At 62.1% G+C, this 15,134-nt stretch carries 12 protein-coding genes; 10 read left to right on the top strand and 2 right to left on the bottom strand.

What is annotated here, in order from left to right; all coding sequences use genetic code 11:
• Positions 1-243: 243 nt before the first annotated feature.
• Entirely contained in the window at positions 244-1,242 is a 999-nt protein-coding gene (locus NCT03_RS20045) for a L,D-transpeptidase (protein WP_502800392.1), read from the top strand.
• A gap of 3 nt (positions 1,243-1,245) precedes the next feature.
• On the opposite strand, the gene NCT03_RS20040 is transcribed toward NCT03_RS20045, so the two are convergent.
• Entirely contained in the window at positions 1,246-2,121 is an 876-nt protein-coding gene (locus NCT03_RS20040) for a DMT family transporter (protein ID WP_250493601.1), read from the bottom strand.
• A 173-nt stretch (positions 2,122-2,294) separates the two neighbouring features.
• On the opposite strand from NCT03_RS20040, the gene phnS reads away from it, so the two are divergent.
• The 5 genes from phnS (at position 2,295) to NCT03_RS20015 (ending at position 9,186) form a co-directional block, all read left to right on the top strand.
• Entirely contained in the window at positions 2,295-3,365 is a 1,071-nt protein-coding gene (gene phnS, locus NCT03_RS20035; protein WP_250493600.1) for a 2-aminoethylphosphonate ABC transporter substrate-binding protein, read from the top strand.
• A 16-nt stretch (positions 3,366-3,381) separates the two neighbouring features.
• Entirely contained in the window at positions 3,382-4,446 is a 1,065-nt protein-coding gene (phnT, locus tag NCT03_RS20030) for a 2-aminoethylphosphonate ABC transport system ATP-binding subunit PhnT (RefSeq protein ID WP_250493673.1), read from the top strand.
• Positions 4,424-5,308, top strand: coding sequence for a 2-aminoethylphosphonate ABC transporter permease subunit (gene phnU, locus NCT03_RS20025; RefSeq protein ID WP_250493599.1), 885 nt, complete (start codon positions 4,424-4,426; stop codon positions 5,306-5,308). The genes phnT and phnU overlap by 23 nt, the downstream gene beginning before the upstream one ends.
• Before the next feature lie 46 nt (positions 5,309-5,354).
• Positions 5,355-6,134 carry a 2-aminoethylphosphonate ABC transport system, membrane component PhnV gene (gene phnV / locus NCT03_RS20020; RefSeq protein ID WP_244829685.1) on the top strand — a complete coding sequence of 260 codons (780 nt, stop codon included), beginning with the start codon at positions 5,355-5,357 and terminating at the stop codon, positions 6,132-6,134.
• Positions 6,135-6,732: 598 nt separating this feature from the next.
• On the top strand, positions 6,733-9,186 hold the full coding sequence (locus NCT03_RS20015) for a glycogen/starch/alpha-glucan phosphorylase (RefSeq protein ID WP_244829319.1): 2,454 nt from the start codon (positions 6,733-6,735) through the stop codon (positions 9,184-9,186).
• Between the two features lie 66 nt (positions 9,187-9,252).
• Here the strand turns inward: NCT03_RS20015 and NCT03_RS20010 are convergent, their stop codons facing one another.
• The gene (locus tag NCT03_RS20010; protein WP_244829320.1) at positions 9,253-9,657 is read right to left on the bottom strand and encodes a DUF6232 family protein; all 405 of its coding nucleotides are present in this window, start codon (positions 9,655-9,657) and stop codon (positions 9,253-9,255) included.
• 182 nt (positions 9,658-9,839) lie between these two features.
• On the opposite strand from NCT03_RS20010, the gene NCT03_RS20005 reads away from it, so the two are divergent.
• The 4 genes from NCT03_RS20005 (at position 9,840) to NCT03_RS19990 (ending at position 15,096) form a co-directional block, all read left to right on the top strand.
• Positions 9,840-10,133: an ArsR/SmtB family transcription factor gene (locus NCT03_RS20005; protein ID WP_244829321.1), complete on the top strand. Its 294-nt coding sequence runs from the start codon at positions 9,840-9,842 to the stop codon at positions 10,131-10,133.
• A gap of 59 nt (positions 10,134-10,192) precedes the next feature.
• On the top strand, positions 10,193-11,254 hold the full coding sequence (locus NCT03_RS20000) for an alkene reductase (protein WP_244829322.1): 1,062 nt from the start codon (positions 10,193-10,195) through the stop codon (positions 11,252-11,254).
• A 446-nt stretch (positions 11,255-11,700) separates the two neighbouring features.
• Positions 11,701-13,392, top strand: a complete 1,692-nt coding sequence (aspT, locus tag NCT03_RS19995) for an aspartate-alanine antiporter (RefSeq protein WP_250493598.1) — start codon at positions 11,701-11,703, stop codon at positions 13,390-13,392.
• A 63-nt stretch (positions 13,393-13,455) separates the two neighbouring features.
• Positions 13,456-15,096, top strand: coding sequence for a bifunctional aspartate transaminase/aspartate 4-decarboxylase (locus tag NCT03_RS19990; protein ID WP_244829324.1), 1,641 nt, complete (start codon positions 13,456-13,458; stop codon positions 15,094-15,096).
• Positions 15,097-15,134 lie beyond the last annotated feature (38 nt).

Raw genomic sequence — 15,134 nt, 5'->3', positions numbered from 1 at the left:
GCAGGGAAAAGAGAAACAGCATTTGGCGCGAGAGCAATCGTCGTTGGAGTGGCTGCCGCGCTTGTGGCGTATGCGGGGGCGGTCGGTGCGCAGCAGGCGCGCCTTGCGTCAGAGTCCGCTTCGGCATCTTCTTCGAATGGGAGTGCGCCGTCGGGTTTGCAGCGAAGCACATCGCCTGCGAACGTGCTCCAGGGGCACGTTACGTCGACGCCCGCATCGCCGCCGTTGAGTCCAGGCGCAAGCGTGCCATTGAGTGCAAGCGCGCCCGAACGCGCATTGCCCGGCATGCCGGTGCCGATGAAGCCGCAAGTTGCTTCGGGAGCCTCGGAGGCGTCGGCGGCCTCTGCTGCCTCTGCTGCATCGACCGTGGAACCGGCATCGGCCGCGAGTGCCGCATCGGAGGCCGAGGCGCCCGAAGTCCCGCTGCCGCCCGAACCGCCCGAGCCCAACTTGGCGCAACGCCATGACCTGCCGCCCGCCGGAGCCTTCGCCATGCGGCAGACTTTCGCGAAAGAGGTGGACCGGCGTCTCAGCGTTTCCCAAGCGGATCAGCAGGCCTACGGTCGCGTGTTGCAGCATGCGCTCGATGAAAGCGGACATGGCGATCTCGCCAATGAGTTCGTCGTGCTGGTCGATCGCAGCGCGAACGTGCAGGCGCTCATGCTTTTCTTCCGCGCGAAGCCGGCCGATGCCTGGTCGCTGATCGGCGCATCGCCGGTATCGACGGGACGGCCGGGCACTTACGATCACTTCGTCACGCCGCTCGGCGTGTTTCAGCACGTGCCGGGCAACATGGATTTTCGCGCGGAAGGCACGCTCAACGAGTTCAAGATTCGCGGATACGGCGCGCGCGACATGCGCATCTACGACTTCGGCTGGGCCGATGGCGAGCGCGGCTGGGGCAAGGGCGGCATCTCGCCGATGCGCTTCCAGATGCACGCCACCGATCCGCAGAAACTCGAACCGCTTCTCGGCATGCGCCATTCGAAAGGCTGCGTGCGCATACCGTCGACGCTCAATACTTTCTTCGATCATCGCGGCATCCTCGACGCGCAATACGAAGCCCGTGCCGCCGAAGGTCAGTCGATGTGGATACTCAAGTCCACGCGTAACGCGACGCCCTGGGCGGGTCACTTTCTGGTCGTCGTCGATACGGCGAGAAAGGCGCGCCCGGCATGGTCGCCGGGTCCGGGGAAGGCGGTGCGTGCGAATATCCCGGCGGGCGCCGATACGGCCGATTGACGGTTATCTCGCCCGCGCCAGCAACACGCCCACGAGCGCCACCCCGAACCCCGCGATCTGCGCCGGCCCGAGCGTTTCGCCAAACGCCAGATAGCCTTCGATCGCGGCAAGCGGCGGCGCGAGAAACAGCAGCGCGGTGGCACGCGAGGCATCGCCACGGCGGACCATCCACACGAAAAGCGTGGTCGCGGCACCCGAGAGCATCACGATGCCCCATCCAAGCGAAACCCAAGTCGTCGCCGAAGCAATGAAGCGATGTTCCCCAAGCGCGAAAATCAGCAGTAACGCGACGAGCGCGGCGCCCGCATTCTGCAGCGCGCTCGCGCTGCGGATATCGGCGCGTGCCAGCGAGCTCTTCTGATACAGCGTGCCCGCGGTAATCGCCAGGACGGCAAGCAGCGCCGCCATGACGACGAGCCATGAAGGCGCAGCTCCGTGTGTCGATGACGCATGACCCGTCATCACCTTCGGCGCAAGCACGAGCGCCACGCCAGTGAGCCCCAGCACGAGCCCGCTCCATGCACGCGGCGAAAGACGTTCGCCGAAGAAGCGCGCGGCAAACGCAGCGGTCAGAAGCGGTTGCAACGCGCCGAGCAGCGCCATGATGCCCGCAGTCAGCCCCTGTGCGACGGCCCAATAACCCGCGCCCAGATAAACGCCTTGCAGCAGCGCGCCTGCAAGCAGATGCCGTAGAACATCGGCGCCTTTCGGCCAGCTTGCCTGGCTTGCGAGCGCCACGACGACAAACAGCAACGCCGTGCCGCAGAAGCGCGCGAACAGGTACACGTTCGGATCGACGTAAGGGGTAATCGCGCGCGCGACAATAAAGCCTGTCGACCAGAGTAGGACGAAGACCGGCGCGGCCAGAAAGGAGAGCATCGTCAATCAGGCGTTTGGCGGAAAGGCCGAAGTATGCGGATGTGCGTGCACCGCGTCTTGTCCAATCCTGCACCGCTTACGGCATTCACGTGTCTGTCACACGGCTCTGCAATGCTTCGACACCAGCGCAGCACCCGAGCCGCGTCACCTTATCTCATCGGATCAATCACGAAATGACTCGCGACCTTCGCCTCGCACGCACGATGCTGCCGGCCATCGCCGCCTTGATGGCGTTTGCAACCTCGCCGGCACACGCAGCCGATGCCGTCGTCCTCTACACGGCGGACGGCCTCGAAAATCTCTACAAGGACGTGCTCCCGGCTTTCGAGAAGAAGGAAGGCGTCAAGGTCAATATCGTCACGGCGGGCAGTGGCGAAGTGGTGAACCGCGCGAGCGTCGAGAAAGATTCGCCCAAGGCCGACGTGCTCGTGACCTTGCCGCCGTTCATCCAGCAAGCATCGCAGAGCGGCCTGCTGCAGCCGTACCAGAGTGTGAACTACAAGAACGTGCCGGCTATCGCCAAGGCGAACGACGGCGCGTGGGCCACCTTCGTCAACAACTACTTTTCTTTCGCCATCAATCCGGAAGTCACGAAGAGCGCGCCGAAGACCTTCGCCGATCTCTTGCATCCGAACTACTCGGGCAAGATCGCATATTCGAATCCGGCGACGGCGGGCGACGGCATGGCGGTCATCATCCTGACGTCGGCCCTGATGGGCGAAGACAAAGCGTTCGATTATCTGAAGTCGCTCGAACGAAGCGCGAAGTTCCATACCAAGGGCACGGGTTATCTCGATGTGCTGCTCTCGCGTAACGAGATCGCCTTCGCCAATGGCGACCTGCAAATGGATCTCGACGATGCCGCGAACGGCGGTCTGTCCATCAAGCCGCTTTTCCTGTCGCATCAGAACGGCGACGCGCCCACCACGTTCCAGTTGCCGTATGCAATTGGTCTCATCAAGAGCGGGCCGAATCAGGCAGCGGGCAGGAAGCTGATCGACTATCTGATGTCCGCGGAAGTGCAGTCGAAAGTGCCGGACATCTACGGCATTCCGGCGCGCACCGATGTCGCGCTCGGCGGCAAGAACGGCGAAGCGGTGAAGCAGGCAATTGCCGGCGTGAAGCTGATTCCGGTGGACTGGAACGAAGTCATGCAGAAGAACGCTGGCTGGACCGAGCGCTGGAAGAATGAAGTGATCGGCCAGTCGGGCAAGGAGACCGAGGTCGTGAAGCCGAAGTCCTGACGTGAATACGTTTGCTCTGAGCTCGTCCGGAAATGCGCTCGCTCATGAACACGAAGCGCGATCCGGCGTGCATATCGAAGGACTCACGGTGCGCTTCGGCGCGCGCACCGTGCTCGATCAACTATCGCTGCACATCGAACGTGGCGAGTTCCTGACGGTACTCGGCAGAAGCGGCTGCGGCAAGACCACGCTGTTGCGCTTCATCGCCGGATTCATTCAGCCCGATGCCTTCGCGGGCGCGCTTTTTATCGCGGGCCGCGAACTCACGCATGTGCCGCCGCATCAACGTAATCTCGGCTTGCTGTTCCAGAGCTATGCGCTCTTTCCGCATCTTTCCGTATTCGATAACGTCGCCTTCGGCCTGCGCGCGCGCAAGCTGAAGACGGGCGAGATCGCGCGCCGCGTCGCCGATGCGCTCAAACTCGTGCAACTCGCCGATGCCGGCCACGTCATGCCCGCGCAGCTCTCGGGCGGTATGCAGCAGCGTGTGGCGCTTGCCCGCGCGCTCGTCGTCGAGCCGGATGTGCTCTTGCTCGACGAACCGCTTTCGGCGCTCGATGCCAACCTCCGCGCGTCCGTGCGCAGCGAGCTGAAGGCGTTGCACGAGCGCTTGCCGAATCTGACTATCGTTTGTGTGACGCACGATCAGGACGATGCGCTCGTGCTGTCCGACCGCACGCTTCTTATGCGCGATGGCCGTATCGCGCAACTCGGTTCGCCGCGCGAGTTGTACGACGCGCCGAACGACGGCTTCGTCGCGCGCTATCTCGGTGCCGCGAATCTGCTGCCGCCGCGCGTGGTGTATCCCGTCGGCGACGCGCGCCACGACGAACGCGAGCGGCTTGCGTGCATTCGGCCGGAGCGCTTCTCCATCGTGCCGCTCGGCGATGGGCCGTTGCACGGCACGATTGCATCGGTCGAATGGTATGGCGCGTCGCTCTCGATTTCCGTCGCGCTCGATGCGTGGCCCAACGAGCCCGTACTCGTTTCGACGCAGCGCAACCACACGCGCATGCCGGAAAAGGGCGCGCGCGTTTCCCTGACCTTCGAGGCTGACGATGTCGTCCTTGTCCATCCCTGAAGAGGCCGCCGGGCGAGCGCAGGACGGCCAGGCGACAGTCGCCGCGCGGCGCGGCAAGAAGGTGCAATGGCAGTTGTGGTTCATCCTCGTGTTTGTGCTGGGGCCGCTCGTCGTCTATCCGCTCTCCCGCCTTGCCATGTTGAGCGTGACCGGGCCGCATGGCTTCACGCTGCACGCCTTCACCGCGTTCTTCGGCAACCCGGAGACGCGCGGCGTGATCGGCACGACGCTCGGCATCCTCTTCGCAAGCGCAAGTCTCGCGTCATTGCTTGGCGTCGCGCTCGCGTCGATGCTGTTCTTCCGGCCGTTTCCCGGCGCGAAGCTCGTCACGCGTTTCCTCGAGTTGTTCGTGGCGTTCCCTTCGTTCCTCGTGGCATTCACGCTGATTTTTCTTTATGGCTCGCAGGGTTCGGTGAGCATCGGCTTGCAACGGCTTTTTTTGCTCGATACCCCGCCGCTCGATTTCCTCTTCGGCATCGGCGGCGTGATTCTCGCGGAGGTCGTGTTCTATGCGCCGTTCGTGGTGCGCCCGACGCTCGCTTCATACGCCATGCTCGACATGCGTCTCGTCGAGGCCGCAAAAAGTCTCGGCGCGGGCGGCTGGATGGTCGCGACCAAGGTCGTGTTGCCGCTTGCGTGGCCGGGAATCGCGGCGGGCACCATCTTGTGCTTCCTCCTGACGCTCAACGAGTTCGGCATTCTGCTCGTCTTGGGCAGCGCGCATCTCATCACCTTGCCAATTGCCATTTACAGCGCGGCGACCGTCGATCTCGACTTGCCGACCGCAGCGGCGGGATCGGTCGTGATGTTGCTGATGTCGCTCTCGCTCTATGCGCTTTATCGACGCTTGCAAAGACGCTGACATGCAGCTTTCGACCTCGTTCAAACCTGGAAAGCCAGTCTCGCTGATGCGCGCGCTCGTTGCGTTCCTGGCTGCGCTCGTGTGCTTCTGGCTCTTCGTGTTGCCGGTGGTCGTGGTGGCGTTGTCGAGCGTTGCGTCGCACTGGTCGGGCACGATCTTCCCCGATGGCTTCAGCACGCGCTGGTTCGGGCGCCTCGGCTCCAGCGATTTCGACGCGCTGACGACAAGCCTTGGCGTCGGCTTCGGCGTCGCGATCCTCGGCACCGCGCTGGGATTGTGGCTTGCGTTGGCACTGGAGGGTCGTGACCGGCGCGGCCTGGGCGCATTCGTCGATGCCATTGCAATGATGCCGAACGGCGTACCGAGCGTGGTGTTGGGCCTTGCGGTACTGATTGCGTATCACAAGCGTCCGCTGGACCTGTCCGGCTCGGCGGCGATCGTCGTCATGGTGCAACTCGCGCTGGTCTTGCCATTCTGTTACCGCTGCGCGGCGGCTGCATTGCGACCGGAATTGACGACCTTGCGCGAGGCCGCCGCGAGCCTTGGCGCGCCGCCGCGCATGGTGTTGTGGCGCGTGGTGTTACCGCAACTCGTCCCGGCGATAAGAGCGAGCCTGGCGTTGGGATTCGCGCTATCGCTCGGCGAATTGGGCGCGACATTGACGGTGTATCCGCCGGGCTTCGCGACCGTGCCGATAGTCGTGGTGGGGCAGGTTAATCGAGGGTATTACTTGCCGGCATCGGCGCTATCGCTGATATTGCTGGCGGCGTCGCTGGCGGCGCTGTTGTTGATAGCGGTCCGCGCACCAAGACGAATCGATAGATGAAAACGCTACGGAAGCCGAAGCAAAGCCCAATGAAGAACTTGCCGGGCGCATCCAACGGCCGCGCTTCGCACTGGGCCGAAAGCACCAAGCGTTACACCAGTCAGACAATCTGCGAGACCAGCGGAGTGCCATGAGCGCCAGGAACGGCGATTGAGCAAGGCCGACACTTAGGCGCGTGCCGGCGTAGAACTCAGTCCTGACCACGCGCCCGATCAGCGGGCAAGACGAAGGCTGCTTTCCTCGGTGACTTTCATTGCAGCAACAAAGGAAGCTACCCCCGCCGGGGAGGCGGCTACTGAACCAGACTGCAAGAGGAGATAGCAAATTCCCCGTCGCAGGGACGGCGGCGACTGATTGAAACCGCAAGCCAGGAAAGCAAATTCCCCGAACCGGCAAGATCAACCGCCCACGGAAAATCAGGCGTCAGCGACCCACCGCATGTCATACCAAAAAAAATAAAACTGGCGTAACCTGCACCTTCAGGCCACGACCGCAACCCGCGCGAACAGGGAGCCAGGCAAGCCGCAGGCCAAAAATGCACTGAACTCCCACCACGCTTTCGCTGTCGTTGCATATGTTGCAAATACCGGAGGTTTCGATGACATCCGTCGATCTGGAATTCGACCAGCTCAACAGCAGTGTCGATGCGCTACGGCGCTCCATCTCGAATCGCCTGATGTACGGCGTCGGCAAGGACGCGGTTACCGCGCAGCCGCGCGACTGGCTCAATGCGGTGGAGCTCGCCGTGCGCGACCGCCTCGTCGCACGCTGGATGCGCACCACACGGCAACAATACGAACAGGACGTGAAGCGCGTCTATTACTTGTCGATGGAATTTCTCATCGGCAGAACCTTCACCAACGCGCTGCTTGCCCTCGGCATTCATGACGAAGTCCGCGAAGCGTTATCTGGCCTCGGCATCGATCTCGCCTCGCTCGAAGACCTCGAACCGGATGCCGCGCTTGGCAACGGCGGCCTTGGCCGGCTCGCAGCCTGTTTCCTCGATTCGATGGCGACGGTCGGCGTGCCCGGTTTCGGCTACGGCATTCGCTACGAGTACGGGATGTTCCGGCAGACCATCGTCGATGGCAATCAGGTCGAAATGCCCGATTACTGGCTGCGCGCGGGCAACCCGTGGGAGTTTCCGCGCCCCGAGGTGACGTACACGGTGCACTTCGGCGGGCGCACGGTGCAGCACGACGATCGTACCGACTGGATCGATACCGAGCACGTCAACGCGATGGCCTACGACACGGTCATTCCCGGCTACGCCACCACCGCGACGAATACGCTGCGCCTGTGGTCGGCGCGCGCCACCGACGAGTTCGATCTCTCCGCGTTCAATCAGGGCGACTATCGGCGCGCGGTCGAAGCGAAGAACACGTCGGAGCACGTCTCGCGCTTGCTGTATCCGGATGACTCGACGCAAGCCGGCCGCGAATTGCGTCTGCGTCAGGAATATTTCTTCGTCTCCGCGACGATGCAGGATCTGATCCGCCGCTATCAGCGCACGCATACGCATTTCGGGCGTCTCGCGGAAAAGGTCGCGGTGCATCTGAACGACACGCACCCCGTGCTCGCCATCCCCGAACTCATGCGCCTGCTCGTGGACCGTCACGGCGTGCCGTGGGACAAGGCGTGGAAGCTGATTCAGCAGATGTTCTCCTACACGAATCACACGTTGATGCCCGAAGCGCTCGAAACGTGGGATGTCGAAATGTTGTCGCGTCTGTTGCCGCGGCATCTGGAGATCATCTTCGAGATCAACGCGCAGTTCCTGAAGCAAGTGACCGAAAAGTTCGGCCGCGACGTGGAACTGATCCGCCGCATTTCGCTCGTCGATGAATACGGCCAGCGGCGCGTGCGGATGGCGCATCTGGCGATCGTCGCAAGTCACAAGGTGAATGGCGTCTCGAAGCTGCACTCGCAACTGATGACGCAAAACATTTTCGCCGACTTCGCGCGCATGTACCCGGAGCGCTTCACCAATGTGACGAACGGCATTACGCCGCGTCGCTGGCTCGCGCAAGCGAGTCCGTCGCTGTCATCGCTCATCGACAAGCGGCTTGGACCGCGCTGGCGCAGCGACTTGTTCGAACTCGGCCGGCTGCGCGAATGGCGCGACGACCCCGAGTTCCAGAAGGCCTTTCAGGACGCGAAGTTCGCCAACAAGCTGCGCCTCGTCGAGCGCGCCAAACGCGAAGCCAACGCGATCATCAATCCCGAAGCGCTGTTCGACTTGCAGGTGAAGCGCATCCACGAATACAAGCGGCAGTTGCTCAACATCTTGTACACGATCGTGCGCTACAACCGTATTCGCGAGAATCCCGAGCAGGACTGGACGCCGCGTGTGGTCATGTTCGCGGGCAAGGCGGCTTCGGCCTACAAGATGGCGAAGAGCATCATCAAGCTCATCAACGATGTCGCGAAGAAGATCAACGCGGACCCGCTCGTCGGCGACAGGCTCAAGGTAGGCTTCGTCCCGAACTACGGCGTGAGCGTGGCGGAGCTCATCATTCCCGCCGCGAACTTATCGCAGCAGATTTCGATGGCCGGCACCGAGGCATCGGGCACCGGCAACATGAAGCTTGCGTTGAACGGCGCGCTGACCATCGGGACGCTGGATGGCGCGAACATCGAAATTTGCGACGCGGTGGGCCGCGAAAACATCTTCATCTTCGGCAACACGACCGACGAGATCGAAACTCTGCGGGCGGCGGGCTACAGGCCACGGCAAATCTACGAGGACAATCCGGAGCTCAAGGTGGCGCTGGACCAGATTCGCCTCGGACACTTCTCGCCGGAAGAGCCGCACCGTTTCTACGACATCTTCCACACGCTCGTGGATTGGGGCGATCACTACATGGTGCTCGCGGACTTCGACAGCTTCGACAAGACGCAAACCGAGGTCGATCTCAAGTACCGAGACAAGGAAGCGTGGACGAAGAGCGCGATCGAGAACGTCGCCGGAATGGGGATATTTTCATCAGACCGGACCATCGCGGAATATGCCCGCGATATCTGGCACGTCGAGCCGCTGAACTTGACTTGACGATGGCTTGAACTGAAGTATGTGCCGCGCGCGGGTACGTCCCGCGCGTGTTCTTTTGTAGCGGCGTCAGGCTTGCGGCTTTGCGGCCGCTGTCTGCGCGTGTTTCGCGACCGCGTCGCCGACCAGCGCGGCCACGCGATCCGCAAATTCCTCGTCTTTCGTGATGATGACTTCGCGCTCGCCTTCGGGCGTTGCAACCATCAATTGATAGATCACGTCCTGCGTGATCCACGACAGATAGCCGACTACGGCCACCATGATGCCGAGTACGAGCGCCGGCCCCGAACCCGTTGCGATGCCCACGCCGATTCCCGCGAGCCCGATCAGCGCAAGGATGATCGGCAGCGGCTTCTTGCGCGATATCTTCACGACCCGCGCGGCGCGCAGATCGCGCAGCGGAATCAACTGGCCCGAGGCCGACAGGCCGACGCGCGAGAGCGTGACGCCGCGTTCGTTGAACGGTGTATCCATATGCAATTGAGATCGAAAATTGACGGCAGCTAAACCGGGCAGATTACCAGACCGCGCGCCGCGATGACACGCATCGCATTGACGAAACGCATGTGGACGCTTGCGTATCGGATATTTCCGATATATGATTCGCTTTAAGACGATGCGGCGAAGCTTCCGCCGTCGGACGAACGAGCAACGAAATGGACATCGACGCAATTCACAAGGCCCTTGCCAACCCGCTTCGCCGCGAGATTCTCGAGTGGCTGAAGACGCCGGAGCTGCACTTTCCCGAACAGGAATTGCCGCACCTGCATGGCGTGTGCGCGGGGCAAATCGATGGGCGCTGCGGCATGTCGCAGTCCACCGTTTCGGCGCATCTCTCGACCTTGCAAAAAGCCGGGCTCGTCACCACGAAGCGCGTGGGGCAATGGGTGTTCTTCAAGCGCGACGAAACGGTCATACAGGCGTTTCGCGATTCCATCGGGAATCTCTGAGCGCGGCAGCCCTTTCCACGGCGAACCTTCTTTACATTTCTTCAGGATACCTTACATCTATGCCGACTCTTTTCGATCCGCTCAAAGTAGGCGCGTTGACGCTCAAGAACCGCATCATCATGGCGCCGCTCACGCGGCAACGTGCAGGCGTGGAACGCGTGCCTAACGCGTTGATGGCGCAGTATTACGCCGACCGCGCATCGGCTGGTCTCATCTTGAGCGAAGCCACCTCGGTCACGCCGCAAGGCTTGGGCTACGCGGATACCCCCGGCATCTGGTCGGATGAACAAGTCGAAGGCTGGAAGCTCGTGACGCACGCCGTGCACGAAGCGGGCGGCAAGATCTTCCTGCAACTGTGGCACGTCGGCCGTATTTCGGACCCCATCTTCCTGAACGGCGAACTGCCGGTTGCGCCGAGCGCGATTGCAGCAAGCGGACACGTGAGTCTCGTGCGTCCGCAGCGTCCGTTCGTGACGCCGCGCGCACTGGAACTCGATGAAATCGAAGGCGTGGTCGCGGCTTATCGCAAGGGCGCGGAAAACGCGAAGCGCGCGGGCTTCGACGGCGTGGAAGTGCATGGCGCGAACGGCTACCTGCTCGACCAGTTCCTGCAGGACAGCACCAACAAGCGTACCGACGAATACGGCGGCGCAATCGAAAACCGCGCGCGTCTCATGCTCGAAGTGGTCGATCAATGTATCGACGTATGGGGCGCGGATCGCGTGGGCGTGCATCTGGCGCCGCGCGCCGATTCGCACAGCATGGGCGACAGCGACCGCGCCGCGACCTTCGGTTACGTCGCACGCGAACTCGGCAAGCGCAACGTGGCGTTCATCGCCGCGCGCGAGTCGGAAGGCGCCGACAGTCTCGGGCCGCAACTGAAGAAGGCGTTTGGCGGCGTGTACATCGCCAACGAAGGCTTCACCAAGCAAAGCGCGGAAGCGGCAATCGAGCGCGGCGACGCCGATGCGGTCGCGTGGGGCAAGCCGTTCATCGCGAATGCGGATCTCGTGCGACGCTTCGAACTCGACGCGCCGCTCAACGCGCCGGACACCTCGACGTTCTATTCAGCAGGCGCGACGGGCTATACGGATTATCCGTTGCTCGAAACCACCGAGTAAGTTGCAACGCGTCGGACAGAACGCAGCAAGCATTTCGGTTCCATGGAAACAGCGGCTTCGGCCGCTGTTTTTTTTCGTCCGCACGATCGGCCGGGGACGGTTCGAATCGACTCGTGCAACGCCCGCAACGAGCAGGAGGGGCCTCCGAAACTATCGTTTTTTAGTTCAACTGCGTGGCGAAAATAGTGTATTGCTAGGCATCAGACAGCCGTGTTGAAGCCTCTTTTTTCGCCGTGACGCATGCGCCAATTCTCTGTGCGTCATCCGTTTGCAGATCGCGATTCGTGCCCATGAACCGTTCGATGCAACTCGATTTTCTCTCGCAAGCACTCGCCCGTATTGCGGCAACGGGGAGCGCATCGTTGCAGGTCATTCGTTTTCCTTCATTCCTTCCTTGCCCAAGAAGCATGTAACGGTCGCGGGGCTGATCCCCGAGAGGAGTGCACATGTCCTGGTTCACAGCAACGCTGCACAGCTATCCCGAGATAGCCATCTTTCTTTCGCTGGGTATCGGTTATTGGTTCGGCGGCAAGAGCTTCAAGGGCTTCAGCCTCGGCGCGGTAACGTCTACCTTGCTGGCCGCCATCGCGATCGGGCAGCTCGGCATCACCATTTCGCCGAACGTCAAATCCGTCTTCTTCTTGATGTTCCTGTTCGCGGTCGGTTACGGCGTGGGTCCGCAGTTCGTGCGCGGCATCGCCAAGGACGGCTTGCCGCAGGCCATCTTCTCCGTCATTCAGTCCGTGCTGTGCCTCGCCTTTCCTTATCTCGCGGCGAAACTTGCCGGATACGACGTCGGTTCGGCGGCGGGACTTTTCGCGGGATCGCAGACCATCTCCGCTTCGATGGGCCTCGCCACCGACGCCATCAACCGGCTCGGCCTGGCGCCGAACGACGCTAAGGTATTGCTCGACGCGATGCCGACCGCCTACGCCGTCACGTACATCTACGGCACGATCGGTTCGGCGATGATCCTTGCGCTGCTCGGGCCGAAGCTGCTCAACATCGACCTCGTGGCAGCCTGCCAGCAGTACGAGAAAGAGATGGGCGGCAGCGGCGAATTGGGCGGCGCGGGCAGCGGCTGGCATCAGTTCGCGCTTCGCGCGTATCGCATTGGCGAAGAGGGGCGTGTGGTCGGCATGAAGGTCGGCGAAGCGGAGGCGCTCGAACCTGCAGGCGTGCGGCTTTTCATCGAACGAATCCGGCGTGGCGGGACGATTCAAGAAGCCAAGGTCGACGACGTCCTGCTAGCGGGCGATGTCGTCGCCGTCGTCGGACGACGCGAGCATCTCGTGAATCTGCTGGGCGGCGTGGCAACCGAAGTGGACGATGCCGAACTGCTCGCCGTGCCGGTGGAAGGCGTCGATGTCTATGTGACGAGCAAGGCCGTCGACGGCAAGACGCTGGAGGAACTCTCGCAGTTGCCCGGCGCGCGCGGCGTGTTCCTGCGCAAGATCAAGCGCGGCGCGACCGAAACGGCCATCCCCGTGTTGCCGAGCACCAAGCTGCATCGCGGCGACACCATCACGCTCGTCGGCCGCACGCAGGATACGTCGGCCGTGGCGAAAGCGGTCGGCGTGATCGACCGTCCGACCGATGCCGCCGACATGGCCTTCGTCGGGCTCGCGATCACGCTGGGCGCGCTGATCGGCGCAGTCGTGATCCGCTTCGGCGCGATTCCCATCACGTTGTCCACGGCGGGCGGCGCGCTGATCGCGGGCATCGTGTTCGGCTGGCTGCGCGCGATCCATCCGACCTTCGGCCGCATTCCGGGGCCCACCATCTGGTTCATGAATTCGGTCGGGCTGAATGTGTTCATCGCGGTGGTCGGCATCTCGGCGGGACCGGGCTTCGTCGCGGGTCTGCAGAAGCTCGGCGTGAGCCTCTTTCTGTGGGGCATCTTCGCGTCGTCGGTGCCGCTCATCATCGGCATGTATATCGCCAAGTACGTGTTCAAGTTTCACCCGGCGCTGTTGCTCGGCATCTGCGCGGGCGCGCGCACGACCACGGCGGCGCTCGGCATGCTTTGCGATGCCGCGAAGAGCCAGGTGCCGGGTCTCGGTTATACGGTGACTTATGCCGTCGGCAATACGCTGCTCACGATCTGGGGCATGGTGATCGTGATGTTGCTGACATGATGCCCGAGCCTTTCGTGCTTCCGTTGTTCAACTCTACGTATCTTTTGCCAGTGGGGGTGTCGGATGTCCAAATCCTCTAAGTCGGGTTCCGACGATCAGGCCGCAATGGCGGCGCTCAGTCCGTTCGAACTAAAGGACGAACTCATCAAGGCGGCCGGCGGCGGCGCGGTCGAGCGTCCCGCCAATTTGTCGATGCTCAACGCGGGTCGCGGCAATCCGAACTTTCTCGCGACGATTCCGCGTCACGGTTTCTGGCAGCTGGGCCTCTTCGCCATGCGCGAATCCGAGCGCTCGTTCGCCTATATGCCCGAAGGCGTGGGTGGCTTTCCGAAGCACGAAGGCCTTGAAGAACGCTTCGAGATCTTCGCGCGCGACCACAAGGGAACGCCCGGCATCAGCTTTCTGGTGGGCGCGGTGTCTTACGTGCGCGACCAGCTCGGACTGAACGCAGCCGACTTTCTCTACGAGATGTGCGAAGGCATTCTCGCTTCGAACTATCCCGTGCCCGACCGCATGCTGAAACTGTCGGAGGTCATCGTCGGGCAGTATCTGCGGCGCGAGATGATCGGCAAGCACCCGTTCGTCGGCGACTTCGACATCTTCGCGGTCGAAGGCGGCACGGCGGCGATGACGTATATCTTCAACACGATGCGCGAAAACTTCCTGATCAAGGAAGGCGACACGATCGCGCTCGGCACGCCAATCTTCACGCCGTACATCGAGATCCCGCGCCTGAACGATTACAAGCTCAACGTCGTGAATCTCGAGGCCACGGTTGAAAACGGCTGGCAATACTCGAAGCAGGAACTCGACAAGCTGCGCGACCCGAAGGTGAAGGCGTTCTTCCTCGTCAATCCGAGCAATCCGCCATCGGTAAAGATGGATGCCGAGAGTCTCGAATATATTGCGGAGATCGTTAAGGAACGGCCGGACCTGATTCTCCTGACCGACGATGTCTACGGCACCTTTGCGGACGACTTCGTCTCCCTCTTCGCGCTGTGTCCGAAAAACACGATCCTCGTATATTCCTATTCGAAATATTTTGGCGCGACGGGTTGGCGGCTCGGGACCATCGCGACGCATCGGCATAATATTTTCGACGATCAGCTCGCCGCGCTGCCGAAAGACCAGCGAGCTATCCTGCATGAACGCTACGAATCCATCACGACGGAGCCGGACAAGCTGAAGTTCATCGACCGGCTGGTGGCCGACAGCCGCACGGTCGCGCTGAATCACACGGCGGGGCTCTCCACGCCGCAGCAAGTGCAGATGGTGCTGTTCTCGCTCTTCTCGCTGATGGACACGCCCGACGCCTACAAGAGCGCGCTCAAACGGTTGATTCGCAATCGCAAACGCGCGTTGTATCGGGAAATCGGCATTGCGCTCGAAGACGAGGACGAAAATCAGGTCGATTACTACGCGATCCTCGACCTCGAATACATGGGCGAGAAGTCGCACGGCCGCGAGTTCGTCGATTGGGTGCTCAAGAACACCAAGCCTTCGGACTTGCTCTTCCAGCTGGCGAGGGAAGCGCGCGTCGTGTTGCTGCCAGGACGCGGCTTCGGCACGCAGCATCCTTCGGGACGCGTGTCGCTTGCGAATCTCAACGAGAGCGACTACATGCAGATTGGCCGCGCCATCCGCAAGCTGATGGACTCGTATGTCGAGCGCTTCAACAAGGAGACGGGCAAGAAGAGCAAGTAGGCGCACGCATGATGCGACAAGGGCCGCTCGTTCGACCG

Origin of the sequence: Caballeronia sp. GAWG1-1 (assembly GCF_023631465.1) — a bacterium.
GTDB lineage: Bacteria > Pseudomonadota > Gammaproteobacteria > Burkholderiales > Burkholderiaceae > Caballeronia.
The sequence above is the reverse complement of the archived record's forward strand: the minus strand, read 5'-3'. Positions and strand labels throughout refer to the sequence as shown.

Bases quoted from the DNA above. Each gene is read 5' to 3' on its own strand.
- phnS (WP_250493600.1), top strand. From the start codon at position 2,295: ATGACTCGCGACCTTCGCCTCGCACGCACGATGCTGCCGGCCATCGCC.
- aspT (WP_250493598.1), top strand. From the start codon at position 11,701: ATGTCCTGGTTCACAGCAACGCTGCACAGCTATCCCGAGATAGCCATC.
- NCT03_RS20015 (WP_244829319.1), top strand. From the start codon at position 6,733: ATGACATCCGTCGATCTGGAATTCGACCAGCTCAACAGCAGTGTCGAT.
- phnV (WP_244829685.1), top strand. From the start codon at position 5,355: ATGCGCGCGCTCGTTGCGTTCCTGGCTGCGCTCGTGTGCTTCTGGCTC.
- NCT03_RS20005 (WP_244829321.1), top strand. From the start codon at position 9,840: ATGGACATCGACGCAATTCACAAGGCCCTTGCCAACCCGCTTCGCCGC.
- NCT03_RS20010 (WP_244829320.1), bottom strand. From the start codon at position 9,657: ATGGATACACCGTTCAACGAACGCGGCGTCACGCTCTCGCGCGTCGGC.
- NCT03_RS19990 (WP_244829324.1), top strand. From the start codon at position 13,456: ATGTCCAAATCCTCTAAGTCGGGTTCCGACGATCAGGCCGCAATGGCG.
- NCT03_RS20040 (WP_250493601.1), bottom strand. From the start codon at position 2,121: ATGCTCTCCTTTCTGGCCGCGCCGGTCTTCGTCCTACTCTGGTCGACA.
- phnU (WP_250493599.1), top strand. From the start codon at position 4,424: ATGTCGTCCTTGTCCATCCCTGAAGAGGCCGCCGGGCGAGCGCAGGAC.
- NCT03_RS20000 (WP_244829322.1), top strand. From the start codon at position 10,193: ATGCCGACTCTTTTCGATCCGCTCAAAGTAGGCGCGTTGACGCTCAAG.